At 69.6% G+C, this 19,394-nt stretch carries 19 protein-coding genes; 12 read left to right on the top strand and 7 right to left on the bottom strand.

Annotated elements, in window-relative coordinates:
* The first annotated feature begins 32 nt into the window (after positions 1-32).
* From EBE87_RS15715 to EBE87_RS15690, 6 genes are all read left to right on the top strand, one after another.
* The gene (locus EBE87_RS15715) at positions 33-752 is read left to right on the top strand and encodes a GntR family transcriptional regulator (protein ID WP_233553120.1); all 720 of its coding nucleotides are present in this window, start codon (positions 33-35) and stop codon (positions 750-752) included.
* 24 nt (positions 753-776) lie between these two features.
* Positions 777-1,544, top strand: a complete 768-nt coding sequence (locus EBE87_RS15710) for an SDR family oxidoreductase (protein ID WP_120637511.1) — start codon at positions 777-779, stop codon at positions 1,542-1,544.
* A gap of 89 nt (positions 1,545-1,633) precedes the next feature.
* Positions 1,634-2,668, top strand: a complete 1,035-nt coding sequence (locus tag EBE87_RS15705; protein ID WP_120637510.1) for a site-specific integrase — start codon at positions 1,634-1,636, stop codon at positions 2,666-2,668.
* A gap of 12 nt (positions 2,669-2,680) precedes the next feature.
* Entirely contained in the window at positions 2,681-3,352 is a 672-nt protein-coding gene (locus tag EBE87_RS15700; RefSeq protein ID WP_120637509.1) for a hypothetical protein, read from the top strand.
* Positions 3,345-4,130, top strand: coding sequence for a segregation and condensation protein A (locus EBE87_RS15695; RefSeq protein ID WP_120637508.1), 786 nt, complete (start codon positions 3,345-3,347; stop codon positions 4,128-4,130). Before EBE87_RS15700 ends, EBE87_RS15695 begins: the two co-directional genes overlap by 8 nt.
* 56 nt (positions 4,131-4,186) lie before the next feature.
* Positions 4,187-4,453 carry a hypothetical protein gene (locus EBE87_RS15690; protein ID WP_120637507.1) on the top strand — a complete coding sequence of 89 codons (267 nt, stop codon included), beginning with the start codon at positions 4,187-4,189 and terminating at the stop codon, positions 4,451-4,453.
* A 14-nt stretch (positions 4,454-4,467) separates the two neighbouring features.
* Here EBE87_RS15690 and EBE87_RS15685 read toward each other — a convergent pair whose 3' ends face one another.
* A complete protein-coding gene (locus EBE87_RS15685; RefSeq protein ID WP_120637525.1) occupies positions 4,468-5,469 on the bottom strand; it encodes a Bug family tripartite tricarboxylate transporter substrate binding protein in 1,002 nt (333 codons plus the stop codon).
* A gap of 78 nt (positions 5,470-5,547) precedes the next feature.
* On the opposite strand from EBE87_RS15685, the gene EBE87_RS15680 reads away from it, so the two are divergent.
* The 5 genes from EBE87_RS15680 (at position 5,548) to EBE87_RS15660 (ending at position 11,182) form a co-directional block, all read left to right on the top strand.
* Positions 5,548-6,432 (top strand): MurR/RpiR family transcriptional regulator, encoded by an 885-nt coding sequence (locus tag EBE87_RS15680; protein WP_120637506.1) that lies wholly within the window; start codon positions 5,548-5,550, stop codon positions 6,430-6,432.
* The gene (locus EBE87_RS15675; RefSeq protein WP_120637505.1) at positions 6,429-7,778 is read left to right on the top strand and encodes an aspartate aminotransferase family protein; all 1,350 of its coding nucleotides are present in this window, start codon (positions 6,429-6,431) and stop codon (positions 7,776-7,778) included. Before EBE87_RS15680 ends, EBE87_RS15675 begins: the two co-directional genes overlap by 4 nt.
* Positions 7,775-9,256, top strand: coding sequence for a M81 family metallopeptidase (locus tag EBE87_RS15670; RefSeq protein ID WP_120637504.1), 1,482 nt, complete (start codon positions 7,775-7,777; stop codon positions 9,254-9,256). Before EBE87_RS15675 ends, EBE87_RS15670 begins: the two co-directional genes overlap by 4 nt.
* A 250-nt stretch (positions 9,257-9,506) precedes the next feature.
* Positions 9,507-10,055 (top strand): DUF2934 domain-containing protein, encoded by a 549-nt coding sequence (locus tag EBE87_RS29715; RefSeq protein WP_233553119.1) that lies wholly within the window; start codon positions 9,507-9,509, stop codon positions 10,053-10,055.
* Between the two features lie 92 nt (positions 10,056-10,147).
* Positions 10,148-11,182: a LacI family DNA-binding transcriptional regulator gene (locus tag EBE87_RS15660; RefSeq protein ID WP_199707231.1), complete on the top strand. Its 1,035-nt coding sequence runs from the start codon at positions 10,148-10,150 to the stop codon at positions 11,180-11,182.
* Between the two features lie 42 nt (positions 11,183-11,224).
* Here EBE87_RS15660 and EBE87_RS15655 read toward each other — a convergent pair whose 3' ends face one another.
* From EBE87_RS15655 to EBE87_RS15630, 6 genes are read right to left on the bottom strand one after another with little or no spacing between them, the layout of a single operon-like run.
* On the bottom strand, positions 11,225-13,015 hold the full coding sequence (locus EBE87_RS15655) for a S9 family peptidase (protein ID WP_233553118.1): 1,791 nt from the start codon (positions 13,013-13,015) through the stop codon (positions 11,225-11,227).
* Between the two features lie 32 nt (positions 13,016-13,047).
* The gene (locus EBE87_RS15650) at positions 13,048-13,815 is read right to left on the bottom strand and encodes an ABC transporter ATP-binding protein (protein ID WP_120637502.1); all 768 of its coding nucleotides are present in this window, start codon (positions 13,813-13,815) and stop codon (positions 13,048-13,050) included.
* Positions 13,812-14,681 (bottom strand): ABC transporter ATP-binding protein, encoded by an 870-nt coding sequence (locus tag EBE87_RS15645; RefSeq protein ID WP_120637501.1) that lies wholly within the window; start codon positions 14,679-14,681, stop codon positions 13,812-13,814. Before EBE87_RS15645 ends, EBE87_RS15650 begins: the two co-directional genes overlap by 4 nt.
* On the bottom strand, positions 14,674-15,579 hold the full coding sequence (gene nikC / locus EBE87_RS15640; RefSeq protein WP_120637500.1) for a nickel transporter permease: 906 nt from the start codon (positions 15,577-15,579) through the stop codon (positions 14,674-14,676). Before nikC ends, EBE87_RS15645 begins: the two co-directional genes overlap by 8 nt.
* A gap of 2 nt (positions 15,580-15,581) precedes the next feature.
* Positions 15,582-16,649, bottom strand: coding sequence for an ABC transporter permease (locus EBE87_RS15635; RefSeq protein WP_120637499.1), 1,068 nt, complete (start codon positions 16,647-16,649; stop codon positions 15,582-15,584).
* A gap of 5 nt (positions 16,650-16,654) precedes the next feature.
* On the bottom strand, positions 16,655-18,286 hold the full coding sequence (locus EBE87_RS15630; RefSeq protein ID WP_120637498.1) for an ABC transporter substrate-binding protein: 1,632 nt from the start codon (positions 18,284-18,286) through the stop codon (positions 16,655-16,657).
* Between the two features lie 203 nt (positions 18,287-18,489).
* Between EBE87_RS15630 and EBE87_RS15625 the strand changes: the two genes are divergently transcribed.
* A complete protein-coding gene (locus tag EBE87_RS15625; RefSeq protein WP_233553117.1) occupies positions 18,490-19,377 on the top strand; it encodes a serine hydrolase domain-containing protein in 888 nt (295 codons plus the stop codon).
* Positions 19,378-19,394 lie beyond the last annotated feature (17 nt).

The raw sequence follows: 19,394 nt of genomic DNA, 5'->3' as shown, positions 1-19,394 counted from the left end.
ATCACAGCCATGCTGGCCCAGCCTGAAAGACTTTGTCCAGCCCCGAAATGTCCCGCAGCACCGCAGCCCTCGCCGACCTTCCCCAGTTGGAACACCGCACCCTGGCGGTGACGGTGCATGCGCATCTGCGCAGCCTGCTGGTATCCGGCCGTGTGGCGCCCGGGGAGCGGCTGTCGCTGCGCGCGGTGGGGCAGGCGCTGGGTGTGTCGGTGATGCCGGTGCGGGAGGCGGTGCACCGGCTGGTGGCCGATGGCGCGCTGGAAGTGGCGCCGAATCGCGTAGTGCAGGTGCCGGTGATGACCGCGCCCATCTTCCGGCAGATTTCCGAGGTGCGGATCGAGATGGAGGGCTTCGCTGCACAATGCGCGGCGGAGCGGCGCACGCCGGAGCATCTGGCACGGATCGGGGCCGCCGAGGCCGCCTTCCAGGCCGAGGCGGTGCGCCGCGGCCCCGACCCAGGCCGGGCCGTGGCGCTGAACCAGGAACTGCATTCCGCCATCTATGCCGCCGCCGGCCTGCCGGTGCTGGAGGAATTGATCGACCGGCTCTGGCTGAAGGTCGGCCCGGTGCTGAACCTCGACCTGCGTGCCAATCCGGACCGCCTGGCCAGCGGCGGCGCTGTCGGCTTCCACGCCAGGGCGGTCCGCGCGGTGCGGGAGCGGAATGGCGCGGCGGCACGGGCGGCGGTCGCGGAAGATATCGGCAATGCGCGGGACTTCATCCTCGCGCTCGGCGGCTTGCCGCCGGAATAACCGCCGGATTGGGAGGAAACGAGCATGGATCTGGGCATCACGGGGCTACGGGTGCTGGTCACCGCCGGCGCCAATGGCATCGGCCGTGCGGTGGTGGAGGCTTTCCTGGCTGAAGGCGCGCAGGTCTTCACCTGCGACCTGGATGCGGAAGGCCTTGGCACGCTGGACCCGGCGGTGGGCCACATGGTGGCCGATGTGGCGGACCGGGGGCAGGTGGCCGCGCTCTTTGCCCAGGCCACCGAGCGCATGGGCGGGCTGGACGTGCTGGTGAACAATGCCGGCATCGCGGGCCCGACCGGGCGGGTGGAGGAGATCGCGGTGGAGGACTGGGACCGCTGCCTTGATGTCTGCCTGACCAGCCAGTTCAACTGCGCCCGGCTGGCGATCCCGCATCTGCGCCGCAGCGGCAATGCCTCGATCGTCAATCTCTCCTCGGCCGCGGGCAAGTTCGGCTTCGCCATGCGCGCGCCCTATGCGGCGGCGAAGTGGGGCGTCATCGGCTTCACCAAGTCCCTGGCCATCGAGCTGGGCGAGGCGGGCATCCGGGTGAATGCTATCCTGCCCGGGCTGGTGGCGGGCGACCGGCAGCGGCGGGTGCTGGAAGCGAAAGCGCAGCAGCGCGGCATCGGCTTTGCCGAGATGGAGGCCCTGGCCTTCTCCTTCACCTCGATCAAGGACTACGTGACGCCGCAGCAGCTGGCGGACCAGATCCTGTTCCTGTGCAGCCCGCGCGGCCGCACCATTTCCGGCCAGGCCATCAGCATCGATGGCGATACGCGGATGCTGTCGTAACGACCGTGGCGGTTTTTGCGCGCGGCGCCGCCGCCTGCTAGGACAGGAAGCCTGCTGGGCCGCCGGCCCGTGGCGGAGGAGCAGGCATCATGGCCGATCAAGACAAGCCCATCACCCCACCCGCCGTGCCGTCCTCCGTGTTGCGGCTGGCGGCTGGGAAGCTGCCGGCCGAGACCCTGGCACTGATGTCGGGTCCGGTGGGGCAGGCCGTGGCGCAGGCCGCCGGCTATGCCGGCCGCGCCCTGTCCGAGAACACGCGGCGCGTCTATGCCTCCGACTGGAAGGCCTTCACCGCCTGGTGCCGCGACGGCGGCGTCTCGGCCCTGCCGGCGGAGCCGGTGGTGATCGCGGGGCACCTGGCCAGCCTCGCCACCTCGCTGGGCCGCTCCGGCCTCAAGCGGCGGCTGGCGGCCATCGCCCATATGCACCGGCAGGGCGGACACCCCTGGGAGCCCGGGCACCCCGCCATCCGCGCCACCCTCCGCGGCATCCTGGCCAGCCATGCCAAGCCGGTGCGCCCGGCGGCGGCGCTGACCTCCGTCGAGGTCAAGAAGCTGCTGAATGCCTGCGGCACCGACCTCGCCGGGCTGCGGGACCGGGCGATCTTCCTGGTGGGTTTCGCCGGCGCGCTGCGGCGGTCGGAACTGGTGGCGATCGACCGCGAGCATCTGCGCTTCACCACCGAGGGCATGACGATCCACATCCCCCGCTCCAAGCGCGACCAGGAGGGGGAGGGCGCGGACCTCGGCATTCCGCGCGGCTTGAACCCGCTGACCTGCCCGGTGCGCGCCGTGGAGCAATGGCTGCAACGCACCCGCATCGAATACGGCGCCGTCTTCCGCCGCGTCACCGCCGCCGGCACGCTGGAGGACCGGCTGAGCCCGCAGGGCGTCTGGCGCATCCTGCGGCGCCGGGCGGAGGTGGCACGGCTGGTGGTGGATGAGCGGGAGCGCCTGTCGCCCCACGGCCTGCGCGCCGGCTTCATCACCGAGGCCTATCTGAACGGTGCCCGGGACGAGCAGGTGATGCACCATGCCCGGCAGTCCGACTTCGCCACCACCCAGGGCTATCGCCGCCGCGCCAAGATCACCCAGGACAGCCCGGCCCGGCTGCTGGACCTGTAAAAGACGCCGCCGATGATCCTGGCGCCGCCTGCCCCGCCGGATGCCGCACCAGAGGCCCTGGCGCCGGCCCATACCGACTGGCTGCGCCATCTGCTGACCGTCAGCGGCCCGGCGGAGCCCATGGGCCGCTTCCGCGCCGCCGCCGCCGGGCCCGGCATCGTCCCCTGGGTGCTGGACCTCCCCGGCATGGAGGAGGACTGGCTGCTGCAACTGGCGGCGCCGGCGGATGAGAAGCCGGCCATCAGCCTTTCCGGCGCCCGCATCCTGGCGCGGCGGCTGCGGGACGCCACGGCGGCCAGCCACGCCGCCGCCCTGGCGCGGCTGGATACCGACCGCCGCTGCCCCTTCGACCTGCACCGGCTGGTGCCGGTGCCGCCCGCCGTCCTGGTGCTGGGGCCGGAGGATGCCGGGGCGCGTGCCTGGCTCTGGTCGCACTGGGGCACCACGCGGGCGCTGCGGCGGGTGCGGGCGCTGCCGGGCATGGCCGATGGCCGCAGCACCCGCACGGATCGGCTGGATGTCGAGTTCTGGTCGGCCGACTGGTCGCCCTGGCGGGCCCTGGCACGGCTCCGGCGGGACTGGCCCGTGCTGATCTTCGACCTGCGGCCGCAATACGCGGACCTTTCGGCGGAGAAGCAGGAGGCTTCCAGGCCGGCCCGGCGCGCGAGGACGCGGCGTGCCTGAGTCGCCCGCCGACCTTCCTCCGCCCTCGCGCGCGCCGGTGCTGGAGGTGGAGGGCTTCGCCGGGCCGCTGGACTTCCTGGTGGAGATGGTGCGCCGGGAGCGTGTGGACCTCCGCCAGTTGTCGATCCTGGCGCTGATCGACCAGTTCGTCGCGGCGCTGGAAACCAGCGCGGAGCAGGTGCCGCTGGAGCAGCGCGGCAACTGGGTGGTGCTGGCCAGCCAGTTGGTGCTGCTGAAATCCCAGATGCTGGCGCCCGCCAGCCGCGCCGAGGCGGAAGGGGCCGCGCAGGCGGCGCTGCGGCAGTTCGCCCGTCTGGAAGAACTGGCGGCAATGCGCGCGGCGGCGGGCTGGCTCGCCGCCCGGCCGCAACTGGGGCATGAGGTGCATGCACGCGGACAGCGGGAACAGCAGGGCCGCCCCAGGGCAGAGCGGATCCTGGCGTTTCTGGAAGCCACGCTGGTGATGCTGGAGGGCAGGATCGGGCGGGAAGCCGATCCGCCGGTGCCCTACCGCCCGCCCACGGTGGAACTCTTCCGCGTGCCGGAAGCCCTGGCGCGGCTGCGGCAGATGCTGGCCTTGCGGCCGGAGGGCGGCTCCCTCCAGTCCTTTCTGCCCCGGATGGCGGGGCCGCCGGGGTCCATGCGGCTGAAGCGCCGCTCGGCCCTGGCCAGCACCTTCCTGGCGGGGCTGGAACTGGCGCGGGACGGCGATGTGAGGCTGGAGCAGGCGGCGCCGTTCCAGGAGGTCCTGATTACGCCCCGGCCGGCACAAAGCTGAGGAAAGCCTGCGACCACAGGCTGGAACCGCGCCGGCACAATGCCATTATCCATGGCATGACCCAGCCACTGCACCCGCAGCCACCCGCCGCGCCGCTGCTCCGCGCCCTGCAATACGGGCTGCGCGGCGAATGGGAGCGGGCGCATGACATCGTTCAGGCCGAGGACGGGGCCGATGCCGCCTGGGTCCATGCCTGGCTGCACCGGATCGAGGGCGACGAATTCAACGCGGGCTACTGGTACCGCCGCGCTGGCCAGCCGGCCGCCAGCGGCGATACCCAGGAGGAAGGCGAGGCGATCCTGCGCGTCCTGTCCGCGCGCTAACCGCCCTCGCCCCGTCAGTCCAGCGTGGCGCCGGAAACCTCGACCAGCCCTTTCCAGACCTCTTCCTGCGCGCGCAGATAGTTCCCGAAGGCGGCAGGGGATTCGTCCCAGACGGGCGCGAAGCCCAGCGGTTCCATCTTGGCGCGGAAGGCATCCGACTGCGCCACCTGCCGCACGGCGCGGTGCAGGGTCGCGATCCGGTCGGCGGGCGTGCCGGCGGGGGCCATGACCGCGTACCAGGACTGGGCATCGATGCCGGAACCCGGCAGCAGTTCCGCCATGCCCGGCACATCCCGCAGCTCCGGCACATAGGCTACGCGCTCGGCGCTGCCGACCGCCAGGGCACGCATCCGGCCTTCGCGCACATGCGGCATCAGGGCGGGGATGACATCGAACATCATGTCGATATTGCCGGCCAGCAGGTCCTGGATGGCCGGCGCGCCGCCCCGATAGGGCACATGGGTGATCTCGACACCCGCCGCCTTGTTCACCGCCGCCAGGGACAGGTGGCTGACGGCGCCGGTGCCCGAGGAGCCCATGGTGACCCGCCCCGGCTTCTCCTTCGCCGCGGCGATCAGCTCGGCGAAGCTCTTCCAGGGGCGATTGGGATTGACCACCAGCAGCACCGTGCCGGTGGCGACGCGGCAGACCGGCGCGAGATCGGTGATGGGGTCAAAGGGCATCGACTTGCGGAACAGGAACTTGTTGGCCGCCAGGATGGTCGCGGTGCCCAGCAGCAGCGAATAGCCGTCCTTCGGCGCCTTGGCGACATTGTCGCCGCCCAGGTTGCCACCGGCGCCACCACGGTTCTCGACGATCAGGCTCTGCCCCAGGATCGGCGGCAGCATCTCAGCCAGCAGGCGGCCGGTCAGATCCACCGCGCCACCTGGCGTGAAAGGCACCACCAGGCGCAGCGGATGATCCGGGAAGGTTTCCTGCGCGCGCAGTGGTGCGGGCAGGGCGGCGACGAGGCCAGCGGCAAAGGGCGTGGCCAGGAGAGCGCGGCGGCTGGTCATGCGGGATTCCTCGGCGAACAATCAAAACTTGATGATCCAAGCGTTGCAGCAAGAAACGTTTCATGCAACGTTTATTTCATGCCAACGACGCCTCCCCTCGACCTGCTGCGGCGCGCGCTGCCCGATTTGCCGCCGCGGCTGCAGGAGGTCGCCCGCTTCGTCGCGCGGCACGACTTCGATGCCGCCACGCGCTCCATGCGGGATCTGGCCGCCGCCGCCGGGGCGCAGCCCGCCAGCTTCACGCGCCTGGCGCAGGCGCTTGGCTATACCGGCTGGGATGAACTCCGCGCCGCGCTGATCGAAGCGCACCGGCAGGCCGGGCAGGCTGCCGGCGGCCCCTTCTCGGCCCGCATCCGCCCGGTAACGCCTGAGGCGGCCGACCCGGCCACTGCCATGGCGGCGGAGATGCTTGCCGCCGATGCCGCCGGCCTGTCACGGCTGGATGCGCAGCGGATCGGCCCGGCGGCGGAGGCGCTGCACCGCGCGCCGCGCCTCTGGGCCGTGGGCTTCCGCTCCTGCCGCGCCGTGGCGCAGTTGCTGCACTACCAGCTCAGCCTCTTCCGGCCGCATGCGGTGCGGCTGGTCGGCGCCGACCGGCCGGAGGACATGGACCTGGGCGCCTTCCAGGCCGGTGACGCGGTGCTTCTGGTCACCTTCGCGCCCTATTCCCGCGCCAGCCTGCTGGCAGCGCAGGCGGCGCGCGCCGCCGGCTGCGTGGTGATCGCCCTGGCCGACCGCGCCGATGCGCCGGTGGTCGAGGGCGCCGACCATCTTCTGCTCTTCGAGGCCGCCTCGGCGCCCGGTTTCTTCCCCAGCCTGACCGGCGCCCTGGCCACCGCCCAGGCGCTGGTCGCCGCCTCCTTCCTGCTGGGCGGCGAGGCCGCGCTGGCGCGGCTGCGCGAGGCGGAGGAACGGCTGGCCGCCCTGTCCCAGTATCTCCCCAGCGAGGATCTTCCGGCATGACCCGCATCCTGCACCGCAGCTCGCGCAGCGCACCGCCCGTGGCGGTCAGCGCCCAGGGCGCCTGGATCACCCAGGCCGATGGGCGGCGGGTGCTGGACGCCTGCGGTGGTGCCGCCGTTTCCTGCCTCGGGCATGGGCATCCGCGCGTGGTGGAGGCGATCCGCCGGCAGGCCGGGCAACTGGATTACGTGCATTCCGGCGCCTTCTCCAACCAGGCCGCCGAGGAACTGGCGGAAGTGCTGGTGGGGCATGAGCCGGGCGGGCTGGCCGGCGCCTATTTCGTCTCCAGTGGCTCGGAGGCCATGGAGGCGGCGCTGAAGCTGGCGCGGCAATACTTTCTGGAACGTGGGCAGGCGCGGCGGCAGCGCTTCATCGCCCGGCGGCAGAGCTACCACGGCAACACCCTGGGCGCGCTGGCGGCGGGCGGCAATGCGCTGCGCCGCGCGCCCTACGCGCCGCTGCTGGCGGATGCCTTCAGCCATGTCTCGCCCGCCTATGCCTATCGCGGCCAGCAAGCCGGGGAGGGAGAGGCCGCCTATGCCGCCCGCCTCGCCGCCGAGCTGGAAGCGGAATTCCAACGCCTCGGGCCCGATACCGTCGCCGCCTTCATCGCCGAGCCGGTGGTGGGCGCCACCCTCGGCTGCGTGCCCGCCCCGGCCGGCTATTTCCGCGCGGTGCGCGAGGTCTGCGACCGCCACGGCGCCCTGCTGATCCTGGATGAGGTGATGTGCGGCATGGGCCGCACCGGCACCCTGCACGCCTGGGAACAGGAAGGCATCGCACCCGATATCCAGACCGTGGCCAAGGGCCTCGGCGGCGGCTTCCAGCCCATCGGCGGGCTGCTGATCGCCGGACATGTTCTCGATGCCATCCGCGACGGGTCCGGCAGCTTCAAGCACGGCCATACCTATGTCGCGCATCCCATCGCCTGCGCGGCGGCGCTGGCGGTGCAGCACGTCATCCGGGAAGAAGGGCTGCTGGCACAGGTGCAGTCCCTCGGCCAGCGGCTGCGGCAGGGGCTGGAGGCGCGGCTCGGCCAGCACCCGCATGTGGGCGATATCCGTGGGCGTGGGCTGTTCCAGGCGATCGAGCTGGTGGCCGACCGCGACAGCAAGGCCACCTTCGACCCCGCGTTGCAGATCAACCTGCGCGTTCGCGACGCCGCCCTGGAGGCGGGCATGATCTGCTACCCCGGCGGCGGCACCGCCGACGGCCTGCATGGCGACCACGCGCTGCTGGCGCCACCCTATAACGCGAGCTCTGCCGAGATCGACCTGATCGTGGAAAGCATGGCAACCGCCGTGGAAACCGTCACGGCCTCCCTGCCGCGCGAGGCGCGGGCATGACGCGGCTGGCCATCGCCCGGCTCTGGCATGAGGGCAATTCCTTCAGCCCGGCCCCGACCGGCATCGAGGACTTCCTGGCTTCCGAATGGGTTGCCGGAGAAGCGGCGCGCGAGATCTACCGCGATACCGAGACGGAGATCGGCGGCGCGCTGGATTTCCTGGCGGCGCATCCGGACTGGGAGGCGGTGTTCCTGCGCCAGGCCGCCGCCATGCCCAGCGGAATCCTGCGGCGCGATGTCTTCGAGCAGTATTGCGCGGAACTCGTCGGGCAACTGCGGGGCGGCGGCTTCGATGCCGTCTATCTTTCCCTGCATGGTGCCATGGTGGTGGAGGATCTGCCGCTGGCCGATCTTGAACTGATCCGCCGTGTGCGCGCGACCATCGGCCCTGCTGTGAAGCTGGCGGCCAGCTTCGACCTGCATGCCAATATGCACCCCGAGATCGCGCGGCTGATCGATGTCGGCACCGCCTATCGCAGCTATCCGCATATCGACATGCGCCCCACCGGCCGCCGCGCGCTGGACCTGCTGCGGGAGGCGGTGGAAGGCCGCACCCGCCCGGTCGGCACCATCCTGAAGCTCGGCGCCATCCTGCCCAGCATCAACATGCGCACCGCCGCCGGGCCAATGGCCGAAATGGAAGCCGCCGCCCGTGCCGCCGAGGCACTGCCCGGCGTGCTGGATTGCAGCATCTTCGGTGGCTTCACCTATGGCGACACGCCTTCCGCCGGCGCCAGCGTGATGGTCTTCGCCGATGCGGACGCCGCCGTGGCGGAGCAGGCGGCGGCATCGCTGCTCCGCGATTATGCCGCGCGGCGCGACGCTTTCTTCATCCGCCTCCCGAGTGCCGAGGAGGGGCTGAGGCAGGCTCTGGCCGGCGGCCCGCTGCCGGCCGCCATCGTGGATGCCGGCGACAACCCTTATTCCGGCGGCATCGGCGACACGCCGGAACTGATCCGCGCCGTGCTGGCGCACCAGCCGGAAGTACCCACGGTGGTCGCCTTCTACTGCAACCCCGCGCTGGTGCAGCAGGCCGTGGCGGCGGGCCTTGGCGCACCGCTTTCCGGCAGCTTCGGCGCGCGGCTGACGCGCGATTACGGTGAGCCTGTGCCCTTCACCGGCACCGTCTCGCTGCTGACCGACGGCCGCTTCCGCAACCGTGGCCCGGTGCTGGGCGGCATGGCCGTGGAACTGGGCCCCACAGCGGTGATCAGCATTGGCCAGGTGCGGGTGATCGTCACCTCCCGCTGCGTGTCGCCCAGCGACCCGGGCTTCTTCGACCTGCATCAGGTCGATGTGACGCAGCCCGGCCTGCTTTGCGTGAAGGCCAAGAACCACTTCCGCGCGGCCTTCTCGCCGCTGCTGCCGCGCATGATCGACGTGGATGCGCCCGGCCCGGCGGCGCTGGAGATCCGCTCCTTCCGGTTCCGTCACGCCCCCGCGACGCTGTATCCGCTGGACACGCCCTTGCACCGATGACGGGTTTTCCGGAGAGGCCTGGATGGTTCGCAGGCCTGCGGCGGATCCAGGGCAGGGGGATGTTTCCTGTGCCGTGGGGTGGAACAGTGGCCGGCACAGACCTTCCATGTGGTTCAGCCGCCTCCGCCGCCGTCAGGCGACGCGACGCCTGGCTCTTGTATCAGGCGCGCCATCGCAGCGGGTGACCTGGCCCCCCATATGCCAAGGCAGCCGTGGCCTGAGAGCCGCGTCAGCACAGGGAGAGCCAGCCATGACACATGTCGTCACCGGCCTTTTCGACAGGCGCCGTTCGGTGGACGCGGTGGTCGAACACCTGGTCCAGGAGTTCGGCGTCCCGCGGGAGCGCATTCAGGTCCATGGCGCGGACCCTGCCAGTGGGGAAGAGACCCGCTCTCCACAGGATGATGACCAGGAGGTCGCGCTGCCGGACCTGGGTCTGCCGGAGGCAGCCGTGAAGGCTTATGGCGAGGGCATGCGTCGCGGCGGAGTTCTCCTGGTGGCATGGGTGGATGAGGGGCATGTCGACCGTGCCCTGGCCGCCTACCGTGAATACGGTGCCGAGGGCCCTGAGGCCCGCCAGGCGGAAGGCACCGGCCAAGCCGGCTACCCGGAGCACGCCATCCGGACCCGGGCCTATTACCTGTGGGAGCAGGACGGGCGCCCTGAGGGCCGGGACCTTGAGTTCTGGTATCGAGCCTGTGCGGCCGAGGGGGAGCCCAGCGCCAGGGCGCCGCAGGAGTTCGCTGGCGAAACCGGCGCCGCGCCCCTTCCGGAGGGCGATAAGCCCGCCGTTGATTGACCTCCCGAAGCGGAGACACTAGAGCCTCTGCATACGCATGCATGAAGGGGCGGGCCGCCTCGCGAAACCATGCGCGGCGGCCGGATAGCAAGATGAGCAAGGGGCGCGAGATCTTCCGGCGCGTGACGGCAACCGATGTGGCACGCTTGGCGGGAACATCGCAATCCGCGGTCAGCCGCGTCTTTACGCCGGGCGCCAGTGTCTCGCCCGAGACACGGGAGAAGGTGACGGCCGCCGCTGCCCAGCTCGGCTACCGGCCCAATGCCATTGCCCGCTCCTTGATCACCCGCCGCTCCCGCATCGTCGCGGTCGCCATGGCCTACCTGAACAACCAGTTCTATCCCGATGTGCTGGAGGCGCTGTCCGACCGCCTGCAGGCACAGGGCTACCAGATCCTGCTCTTCACCGCCGACCGCCACGCCGCCGCCGACCCGGTGCTGGAACAGGTGATGCGCTATCAGGTGGATGCGATCGTTCTGGCTTCCACCAGCCTGTCCTCCGCCTTCGCGCGGGAATGCCGGCAGGCGGGCGTGCCGGTGGTGATGTTCAACCGCACCACCGACGACCCGGACCTGCTGAGCGTGACCGGGGACAATGAGCAGGGCGGCCACGCCATCGCCCGCTTTCTGGCAGCGGGCGGGCACCGGCGGCCAGCCTTCATCGCCGGGCTGGAAGCCTCCTCCACCAACCGGGACCGGGAACTCGGCTTCACGCGCGGGCTGGCCGAGGCAGGGCAGGCCGCGCCGCTGCGCGCCGTCGGCCACTACTCCTACGAGGGTGCCGTCGAGGCAACGCGCCAACTGCTGCGGCGAGACGACCGGCCGGATGCCATCTTCTGCGCCAACGACCACATGGCCATCGCCTGCATGGACGTGGCACGCCATGAATTCGGGCTTGCGGTGCCGGAGGACCTTTCCGTCATCGGCTTTGACGATGTCGGGCCGGCGCGCTGGCCCAGCTATGACCTGACGTCCTATTCGCAGCCCTTGCTGCCGATGGTGGATGCCACGGTCGAAATCCTGATGGAATGCATGGAAGATCCGTCGCGCCCAGCGCGCGGCGTGGTGCTGAAGGGCAGCCTGATGGTGCGTGGCTCCGCCCGCCGGCCCATGGACTGGGGCGGATAGAAGAACGCCGGGCGCGGCAGCATGCCACGCCCGGCCATGCCGTCAGCCCCGGTCCGGCCGCAGATGCTGCGCCAGGAAGCTGGCGACGCCCAGATAAACACGGCGGCGGTTGTCGCGCTTCAGGAATCCATGGCCTTCGTCGGGGAAGGTCAGGTACTCCACCGGCACGTTGCGGCGCTTCAGCGCCTGCACGATCTGCTCGCTTTCATGCGGCGGCACGCGCGGGTCGGTCATGCCCTGCGCCACCAGCATCGGGCAGCGGATCTCCTCCGTTTTGTGCAGCGGGGAAAGCCGTTCCAGCAGTTCCATGTCCCGCACCGGGTCGCCGTACTCGGCGGCGCGGTGTCCGACACGCCAGGGCCCGGTGCGCTCGAAGAAGGTCTTCCAGCGCGCGATGCCGTAGTAGTCCACGCCCGCCGCCCAGAGTTCCGGATATTCCGTCACGGCGGCCAGCACCATCCAGCCGCCATAGCTCTGGCCCATGATGCCGATGCGCTGGCCGTCGAACTGCTGCTGGCCAGAGAGCCAGGCATGCGCCGCCGCCAGGTCCCGCACGCTGTCCAGCCGCAATTCACGGTCGTCCAGCGCGGCATAGGCGCGGCCATAGCCGGTGGAGCCGCGCACATTCGGCACCAGCACCGCGATGCCGAGGGAGAGCACCATCTGCAGGTCGGGCCGCCAGTTCGGCAGTGCCTGCATGGCCGGGCCGCCATGCACCCAGACCAGCACCGGCCAGCCGCCTGCCGGCGCCGTGCCTTCCGGCAGGGCCAGGAAGCCGGGCAGGTTGCGACCGTCGAAGGTGGGGAAGGAGATCAGCTGCCAATCCCGCAGCACCGCAGGAGGCTCGCTGGCGGCGAAGAGCAGTTCCGCCGCCGCTTCCCCAGGCCGGTAGTGCCAGAGTGTCGAGGGACGGGTGGGGCAGGCGAGGTCGAAGGCCAGGGCGGTGCCGTCCGGGTGCCATGTCAGCTTGGTGATGACGCCCGCCGGGTGCTGCGGCGTATCCAGCACCGCGCCCGTCTCCGCCTCCAGCACATGCAGCCGGGAATAGCCGTCCTGGTTGACCACCACGGCCAGCCGCGTCTGGTCCGGCGAGACTTCCAGCTTCTCGACATCCGCTTCCGGCGCGAAGAGGAAGCGCGGCGCGCCACCCGAGTGCTGGAAGGCGACCCCGAGGAATTCCGAACCTTGGTCGCAGAGCAGCCAGAAGCCCTGGCCGTCGCGGCGCCAGCGCGGGTTCATGTGCCGGCGGTCGCCTTCGTGCGGCGTCAGGTCCGTGCTGCGGCCGGTGAGATCGACGCCGATCAGGTTGCTCTCGAAGGTGCGGGGCGCGGTGGAGAGGATGACGGCGCTGCCACCCGGATACCAGCCCGGCAGTTCGTGCGGCCCCTCCACCTCCAGCAGGCGCGTGAAGGCGCCGGTGGCGATGTCGATGACGCAGGGGTCGGCATGGGCGGGGTTGCGGTCATTGGCGGTGCAGGCCAGCCGCGTGCCATCGGGCGAGAAGGCGCCCCAGGCGTGGATGGTCTTCGGGTCCGCCGTCAGCGCTCGCGGCGCGCCCCGTTCCGGCAGGTGGTAGAACTGGATGCGCTCATCGCCCGCCTGGTCGCGGCCGAAGACGGCGCTGCCATCGGCCGGGCTGCCTGCCACGAAGGAGACGGCATCGCGGTGCTCGCTGCGCGGCCGCGCCGCGCCGCCGCCGGCCGGCAGTTCCCAGACCTGGGCGGAGCCGCCGGCATCGCAGAGGAAATACAGCCGGCCATCGGCGGCATAAGAGGGCCCGCTGGCCGCGGGCGCGGCCAGGAGGGTATCGAGGCGAGTCTCGGTATCGGTCATGGTGCCCATGTCAGCGCCAGCGGGGAAAGGGATCAAGCCGCCGGGCGCTGGCTGCGGCTGGCCGCCAGCAGGGTTCGGCTATAGGGATGCTCGGCGCGGCCGGCGCGCAGGTCCGCCACCGGCAGTTCCTCGACGATCTCGCCCTGGCTCATGATGGCGACGCGGCCGCAGAGATGCGCCACCACCGCGAGATCGTGGCTGACCATGATGTAGGTCAGGTTCCGCTCCTGCCGCAGCCGCGCCAGCAGGTTCAGGATCTCGGCCTGCACGGAGACATCCAGCGCGCTGGTCGGCTCATCCAGCAGCAGGACCTCGGGCTCCAGGATCAGGCAGCGAGCGATGGCGACGCGCTGGCGCTGGCCGCCGGAGAGTTCGTGCGGGTAGCGGTAGCGGAAGGAGGGGCCGAGGCCCACCGCCGTCAGCGCCTCATCCACCCGCTGCTGCGGCCGGTCCAGGCCATGGATGGTCAGGGGCTCCAGCAGCACCTTGTTGACCATCTTGCGCGGATGCAGCGAACCATAGGGGTCCTGAAAGACCATCTGCGTGTGGCGGAAGAAGGCCTTATCGCGCCGGTGCGGCAATTCGCGGCCATGCAGCAGCAGCGAGCCCTCGTAATGCTCGTTGAGGCCCGAAAGCGCCCGCAGCACCGTGGACTTGCCGGAGCCGGATTCACCGATCAGCCCGAAGGCTTCGCCTTGTCCCACGCGGAAGGACGCGTCGCGCACCGCCCGGGTGGTCCGCGCGCCATGCCCGAAGCTGATATTGAGGCCGATCGCCTCGATCGTCGGAGGGTTGCTCACGCCGCCAGTTCTCCGAAGCGGTAGGTGGGACCATCGCGCCAGGAGGGGTCGCGTGTCGGTACGGCGAGGACCTCCGCCGGCTCCTCCAGCCGCGGCAGGCTGCGCAGCAGCGCCTGGGTATAGGGATGCCGTGCCTCATGCAGCGAGGATGCGTGCAGCTCCTCCACCACGCGGCCGGCATACATCACCAGCACGCGGTCGCAGAATTCGGCGACGAGATTGAGGTCGTGGCTGATGAAGACGAGGCCGGCGCCGCGCCGTGTCACCAGTTCATCCAGCACGGAGAGCACTTGGCGGCGCACCGTGACATCCAGCGCCGAGGTCGGCTCATCCGCCACGATCAGGTCGGGTTCCGTCACCAGCATCATGGCGATCATGATGCGCTGGCCCATACCGCCCGAGACCTCGTGCGGGAAGAGGTCGTAGACGCGTGCGGGCTCGCGGATATGCACCGCCTCCAGCATCGCCATGGCCTTGTCGCGGGCCGCTCGCCTGGAGACATTCTGGTGCAGCCGGCAGGATTCCGCGATCTGGGCGCCGACCCGGATCAGCGGGTTCAGCGAGTATTTCGGGTCCTGCAGGATCATGGAGATGCGGGCGCCGCGGATAGCGCGCAGTTTGCGCTCGGAAGCCGCCATCAGGTCGATGCCGTCGAAGCGCATCTCCGCCGCCCGCACCGTGGCGGCACGGGGAGACAGGCGCAGCAGCGCGCGTCCGGTCATGGATTTGCCGGAGCCGCTTTCGCCGACGATGCCGACCTTCTCCCGCCCGATATCGAAGGAGACGCCGCGCACCGCCTCCACCGGGCCACTGGAGGAGGGGAAGGAGACGCGCAGGTCGCGCAGGCGCAGCAGGGGTTCAACCATGGCGCGGGTCCAGGATATCGCGCAGGCCATCACCGAAGAGGTTGAAGGCCAGGCTGGTCAGCAGGATGGCGCAGCCGGGAATGGCGGCGATCCACCAGGCGTTCATGGCGAACTGCCGGCCGGTGGACAGCATCGCCCCCCATTCCGGGCTGGGCGGCTGCGCGCCGAGGCCGAGGAAGCCCAGGCCGGCGGCGGTGAGGATGATGGCCGCCATGTTCAGCGTGATGCGCACGATGACGGAAGGAATGCACATTGGCATGACATGATGCACGATGATGCGCATGCGGGAGGCACCCTGCAGCCGCACGGCGGCGATGTAGTCGGAATTGCGCACCGTCAGCGTCTCCGCCCGCGCCAGCCGCGCGATAGGCGGCCAGGCGGCGAGGGAGATGGCAATGATGGCATTCTCGATGCCCGGGCCAAGCGCCGCGACGAAGGCCAGTGCCAGGATCAGGCTTGGGAAGGACAGGAAGATATCCACCAGCCGCATCAGGATGGTGTCCGTCCAGCCGCCCAGATAGCCCGCCGTGGTGCCGATGATCAGCCCCAGCGGCGCCGCGATCAGCGCCGCCAGGAAGGCGATGTAGAGCGTGATGCGGGAGCCGTAGACGACGCGGCTGAAGATATCGCGCCCAAGGTCGTCGGTGCCCAGCCAGTGCGTCGCGGAAGGCTTCTGCAGACGGGCCGTGAGGTCCTGCGCCAGGATGTCATGCGTGGCGATCAGCGGCGCGAAGATGGCGACCGCCAGCAGCAGCACCAGCAGGATGGCGCCAGCCAGTGCCGGCGGATTGCCGCGCAGCCGCCGCCAGGCCTTCCAGAGCGCCTGCATGCGCGCCTGGAAGGGTGAGGCCGGAACCGGCGCCCGCAGCCAGACGCCGAAAGGAGTTGAGGCGCTCATGCTCAGCGGGTCCGGGGATCGAAGAGGCGGTAGAGAAGGTCGGTCAGCAGGTTGAGCGCGACGAAGATGATGCCGATCAACAGCGTGCAGCCGACCACGGCATTCATGTCGCCGGCCAGCAGCGCATTGGTCAGGTAGCGGCCGAAGCCGGGCCAGGCGAAGACCGTCTCGGTCAGCACGGCGCCTTCCAGCAGGAAGGCATAGGCCAGGGCCACCACGGTTACCACCTGCACCGCCACGTTGCGGAAGGCATGCACCCAGACCGTGCGCATCCAGGACAGGCCCTTCACCCGTGCGGCCACGACATATTCCTGGCTCAACTGCTCCAGCATGAAGGAGCGCGTCATGCGGCTGATATAGGCCAAGGCGCCGAAGCCGAGGATGGAGGCCGGCAGGATGATATGGCCGAAGACATCGCGGAAGATCTCCCACTGCCCTGCCATGGCGGTATCCAGCAGCAGCAGGTCCGTCACCGGCTCGATGTCCCACTGGAAGGCGGTGTCGATGCGCCCCGGGCCACCGACCCAGCCCAGCGTGGCATAGAAGAGCACCAGCCCCATCAGCCCCAGCCAGAAATTCGGGGTGGAATAGCCGAGCAACCCGAAGACGCGGACGAAGTAATCCACCGGCGTGTCGCGATAGGCCGCAGCCATCACACCCAGCGGAATACCAAGTCCGGTGCCGATGATAATGCCGACCGTCGCCAACTCGATGGTGGCGGGGAAGACGCGGGCGATATCCGCCAGCACCGGCTTGCCGGTGGTCAGCGCGGTGCCGAGGTCCAGCCGCACAACATCGCCGACATAGCGCGCGAACTGCACCCAGATCGGCTGATCCAGGCCAAGCTGCGCGCGCATCGCGTCGATGGCTTCCTGCGTGGCATTGTCGCCCAGGATGGCGGCCACGGGGTCCAGCGGCAGCATGCGGCCAATGAAAAAGGTCAATGCCATCAGGCCGAACAGCGTGACAGCGATGGAGACCACGACGCGCAGCGCCGTGCCGCTCCAGGAAGGCAGGCCGGGGGCGGCGACGCCCCCGGAACGCCGGGCGGGAACCGCCGCCTCAGCCATGCCGCTTATTCCTTCGAGACGAGGTCGTAGTAGGCCTGGAAGCCGTGCCAGGTCCAGTTCCGCACATTGCCGCGCAGGCCGGCCAGCATGACGCTCTGGAACATGATGGCGGAGGGGCCGCTCTGCATCATGTCCTTCTGCAGCTGGTGGTACATCTCGACGCGCTTGTCCTCGTCACGCTCCAGCAGGGCAGCCTGCGCCAATTTGTTGGCGGCCTCGGACTGGAAGGCATGGCGCCAGGAGGGGTACTGCGTCAGCTTGGCTTCCGGCCGGTTGTCCGGATTGGCGATCAGGCGCGAGGCATTGCCATGCGCATCCGGCACGCCGGTCTGCCAAGCCAGCATCGCAGTCTGGAATTCCCGCCCGCGATGCCGCGCGAAGAGCTGCGCATTGGCCATCTGTTCCAGCTTGATGCGCACACCGACCTTGGCGGCATTGGCCTGGATATGCTGCGCAATGGGCGGCGCATAGGGCAGGGTGCCGAAGATCAGCGTGGTCTCGAAGCCATCCGGGTAGCCGGCCTCAATCAGAAGCTGCTTGGCGCGGTCGAGGTCGAGCTTGAAGGGCTGGCCTTCCTTCTCATCCAGCGCACCGAAGGCGCCGAGCTGTGCGAAGCTGGCACGCGGCACGCCGTTATAGGCCATGATCGTCTTGCCGAGGCCTTCGTAGTCGATCAGGTAGCGCATCGCCAGGCGCACTTTCTCATTGGCGAAGATCGGGTTGGCGTTGTTGAAGCCCCAATAGACCAACTGCGGCTTCAGCGTACGGGAGAGCGCCAGGCCCTGGGTCTTCTCGACAGCCGCCATATCCTCGGGCGTCAGGTCGCGCGCCACGTCTACATCACCCTTTTCCAGCAGCAGGCGCTGGGTGCCAGCCTCGGCGACATGGCGGACAATGACGCGGCGCAGCTTCGGCGCGGGGCCCCAGTACTTCTCGTTGGCCTCCAGCACCACCGTCTCACCGGCATTCCACTGCCGCAGGCGGTAGGGGCCGACGCATTCGGTATGCGTGGCCAGATACTTGTTGCCCAGGTCGCCATTGACCTCGTTGGCCATGACGGTCTTGCGGTCCAGAACCGTCGCCACGCGGTTGGCCGCGATGGCCTGCAGGATCAGCCCGGTGGGATAGGGCTTGTCGAGCTTCATCACCAGCGTCCGGTCATCCGGCGCGGTGATCATCTGCTCCACATTCTCCTTGGTGAAGCCGTACTCGGTGAGCGATGCGGCGTTGCCGAAGCCCAGCTTCACCACGCGGTGCATGGACCAGGCGAGGTCCTGCGCCGTCGCCTTGTTGCCGGACGGGAACACGAGGTTATCGCGCAGGCGGAAGGTGATCTGCTGCCCGTCCTCGGAGATCTGCCAGCTTTCCGCCAGCCCAGGGATGACCTTCTTCTCGTCCTTGGGGTCGAAGGTCGCCAGCGAGTCACAGGTGTTCTGCAGCAGTTCGCTGGTCACCACCTCGCCGATCTGGGCGGGGTCGAAGGTGCTGATGGCGTCGATGTTCCAGGCCATCACAAGGGCATTCCCCGGCGTGGCCGCCTGCACCGCAGCGGGCAGGGCCAGAGAGGCCAGCAGGGCAGAGACCGTGAAAATACGGCGAGGCCCAGCGGATGAGCGGCGGGATCGGAGCTGGACCATCGTCAGATTTCCTCATCGGTTCGCGCTTGCGGTATTGCCTGGACCAAGCAAACCATGTGCCATTGCTGCCAAGTCTGGTACACCGCGTGAGGATTCGCAACTTGTCTATCGCGCAGAGCGAAACGGCTGATGAGGATTGCGGCAATTGGCCGCGTTGGGAGGCTGCGGCGGAGGCAGGTTGGTCCGCCTCAGGCCTGGAGGCGATGAGGCAGGAAGCCCTGAAGGGCGACACCGCCGCGCTCATGGTCGTGACGCGGGGCCGGGTGCTGCATGCCCAGGGCCATGTCGCCACCCGTTACAATGTCCACTCTATCCGCAAGAGCCTGCTTTCGGCCCTCATCGGCATCCATGTCGCGGAAGGCCGCATCGACCTCGAAGCCTCTCTGGATCAGCTTGGCATCGACGACAAGCTGGGGCTGACAGCGCGGGAGAAGCTGGCGACGGTGCTGGACCTGCTCTGCGCCCGCTCCGGCATCTATCATCCCAGCGGCTATGAATCGCCCTGGATGCTGTCCATCAAGCCGGCGCGGCACAGCGTCGGGCCGGGCACCACCTGGTGCTACAACAACTGGGACTTCAACGCGCTGGGCAGCATCTTCCGGCAACGCACCGGCGCCGACATCTTCACCGATTTCGCGCAGCGCATCGCCGCCCCCTGCGGCATGCAGGATTTCGAGCCTGCGCGTGACGGGCAGATCGTCGATCTGCCCGATTCGCAGCACCCTGCCTATCCCTTCCGCATGACGGCGCGGGACCTGGCCCGCTTCGGCCAGATGTTCCTGGAGGGCGGGCAGGGCATCGTGCCGGCGGACTGGGTGCAGATCAGCACCCTGCCGATCTCGGAAGCCGGGTATCGCGGCGCCTATGGCTACATGTGGTGGGTCTCGCGCGCCGGCATCCTCTTCCCGCAGGTGAAGGTGCCGGAGGGCAGCTACACCGCTTTGGGCGTCGGCGGCCATTTCGTGCTGGTGATGCCGGCGCTGGAGACCGTGGTGGTGCACCGCGTCGATACCGACCAGAAGGGCCGGGCCATCTCCATCGGCCACTTTGGCCGCCTGCTCTCCCTCCTGCTGGCCGCCGCGCCGCGCTGAACCGAAAGCATAGCCGA

The sequence above is a fragment of the Teichococcus wenyumeiae genome (genome assembly GCF_003696345.1).
GTDB lineage: Bacteria > Pseudomonadota > Alphaproteobacteria > Acetobacterales > Acetobacteraceae > Pseudoroseomonas > Pseudoroseomonas wenyumeiae.
This window is presented reverse-complemented; position numbering and strand designations above follow the sequence as displayed.

What these genes read in the sequence shown, in the direction of transcription:
- EBE87_RS15710 (WP_120637511.1), top strand. Translation starts at nt 777, where the DNA reads ATGGATCTGGGCATCACGGGGCTACGGGTGCTGGTCACCGCCGGCGCC.
- EBE87_RS15705 (WP_120637510.1), top strand. Translation starts at nt 1,634, where the DNA reads ATGGCCGATCAAGACAAGCCCATCACCCCACCCGCCGTGCCGTCCTCC.
- EBE87_RS15700 (WP_120637509.1), top strand. Translation starts at nt 2,681, where the DNA reads ATGATCCTGGCGCCGCCTGCCCCGCCGGATGCCGCACCAGAGGCCCTG.
- EBE87_RS15690 (WP_120637507.1), top strand. Translation starts at nt 4,187, where the DNA reads ATGACCCAGCCACTGCACCCGCAGCCACCCGCCGCGCCGCTGCTCCGC.
- EBE87_RS15685 (WP_120637525.1), bottom strand. Translation starts at nt 5,469, where the DNA reads ATGACCAGCCGCCGCGCTCTCCTGGCCACGCCCTTTGCCGCTGGCCTC.
- EBE87_RS15680 (WP_120637506.1), top strand. Translation starts at nt 5,548, where the DNA reads ATGCCAACGACGCCTCCCCTCGACCTGCTGCGGCGCGCGCTGCCCGAT.
- EBE87_RS15675 (WP_120637505.1), top strand. Translation starts at nt 6,429, where the DNA reads ATGACCCGCATCCTGCACCGCAGCTCGCGCAGCGCACCGCCCGTGGCG.
- EBE87_RS15670 (WP_120637504.1), top strand. Translation starts at nt 7,775, where the DNA reads ATGACGCGGCTGGCCATCGCCCGGCTCTGGCATGAGGGCAATTCCTTC.
- EBE87_RS29715 (WP_233553119.1), top strand. Translation starts at nt 9,507, where the DNA reads ATGACACATGTCGTCACCGGCCTTTTCGACAGGCGCCGTTCGGTGGAC.
- EBE87_RS15660 (WP_199707231.1), top strand. Translation starts at nt 10,148, where the DNA reads ATGAGCAAGGGGCGCGAGATCTTCCGGCGCGTGACGGCAACCGATGTG.
- EBE87_RS15655 (WP_233553118.1), bottom strand. Translation starts at nt 13,015, where the DNA reads ATGACCGATACCGAGACTCGCCTCGATACCCTCCTGGCCGCGCCCGCG.
- EBE87_RS15645 (WP_120637501.1), bottom strand. Translation starts at nt 14,681, where the DNA reads ATGGTTGAACCCCTGCTGCGCCTGCGCGACCTGCGCGTCTCCTTCCCC.
- nikC (WP_120637500.1), bottom strand. Translation starts at nt 15,579, where the DNA reads ATGAGCGCCTCAACTCCTTTCGGCGTCTGGCTGCGGGCGCCGGTTCCG.
- EBE87_RS15635 (WP_120637499.1), bottom strand. Translation starts at nt 16,649, where the DNA reads ATGGCTGAGGCGGCGGTTCCCGCCCGGCGTTCCGGGGGCGTCGCCGCC.
- EBE87_RS15630 (WP_120637498.1), bottom strand. Translation starts at nt 18,286, where the DNA reads ATGGTCCAGCTCCGATCCCGCCGCTCATCCGCTGGGCCTCGCCGTATT.
- EBE87_RS15625 (WP_233553117.1), top strand. Translation starts at nt 18,490, where the DNA reads ATGAGGCAGGAAGCCCTGAAGGGCGACACCGCCGCGCTCATGGTCGTG.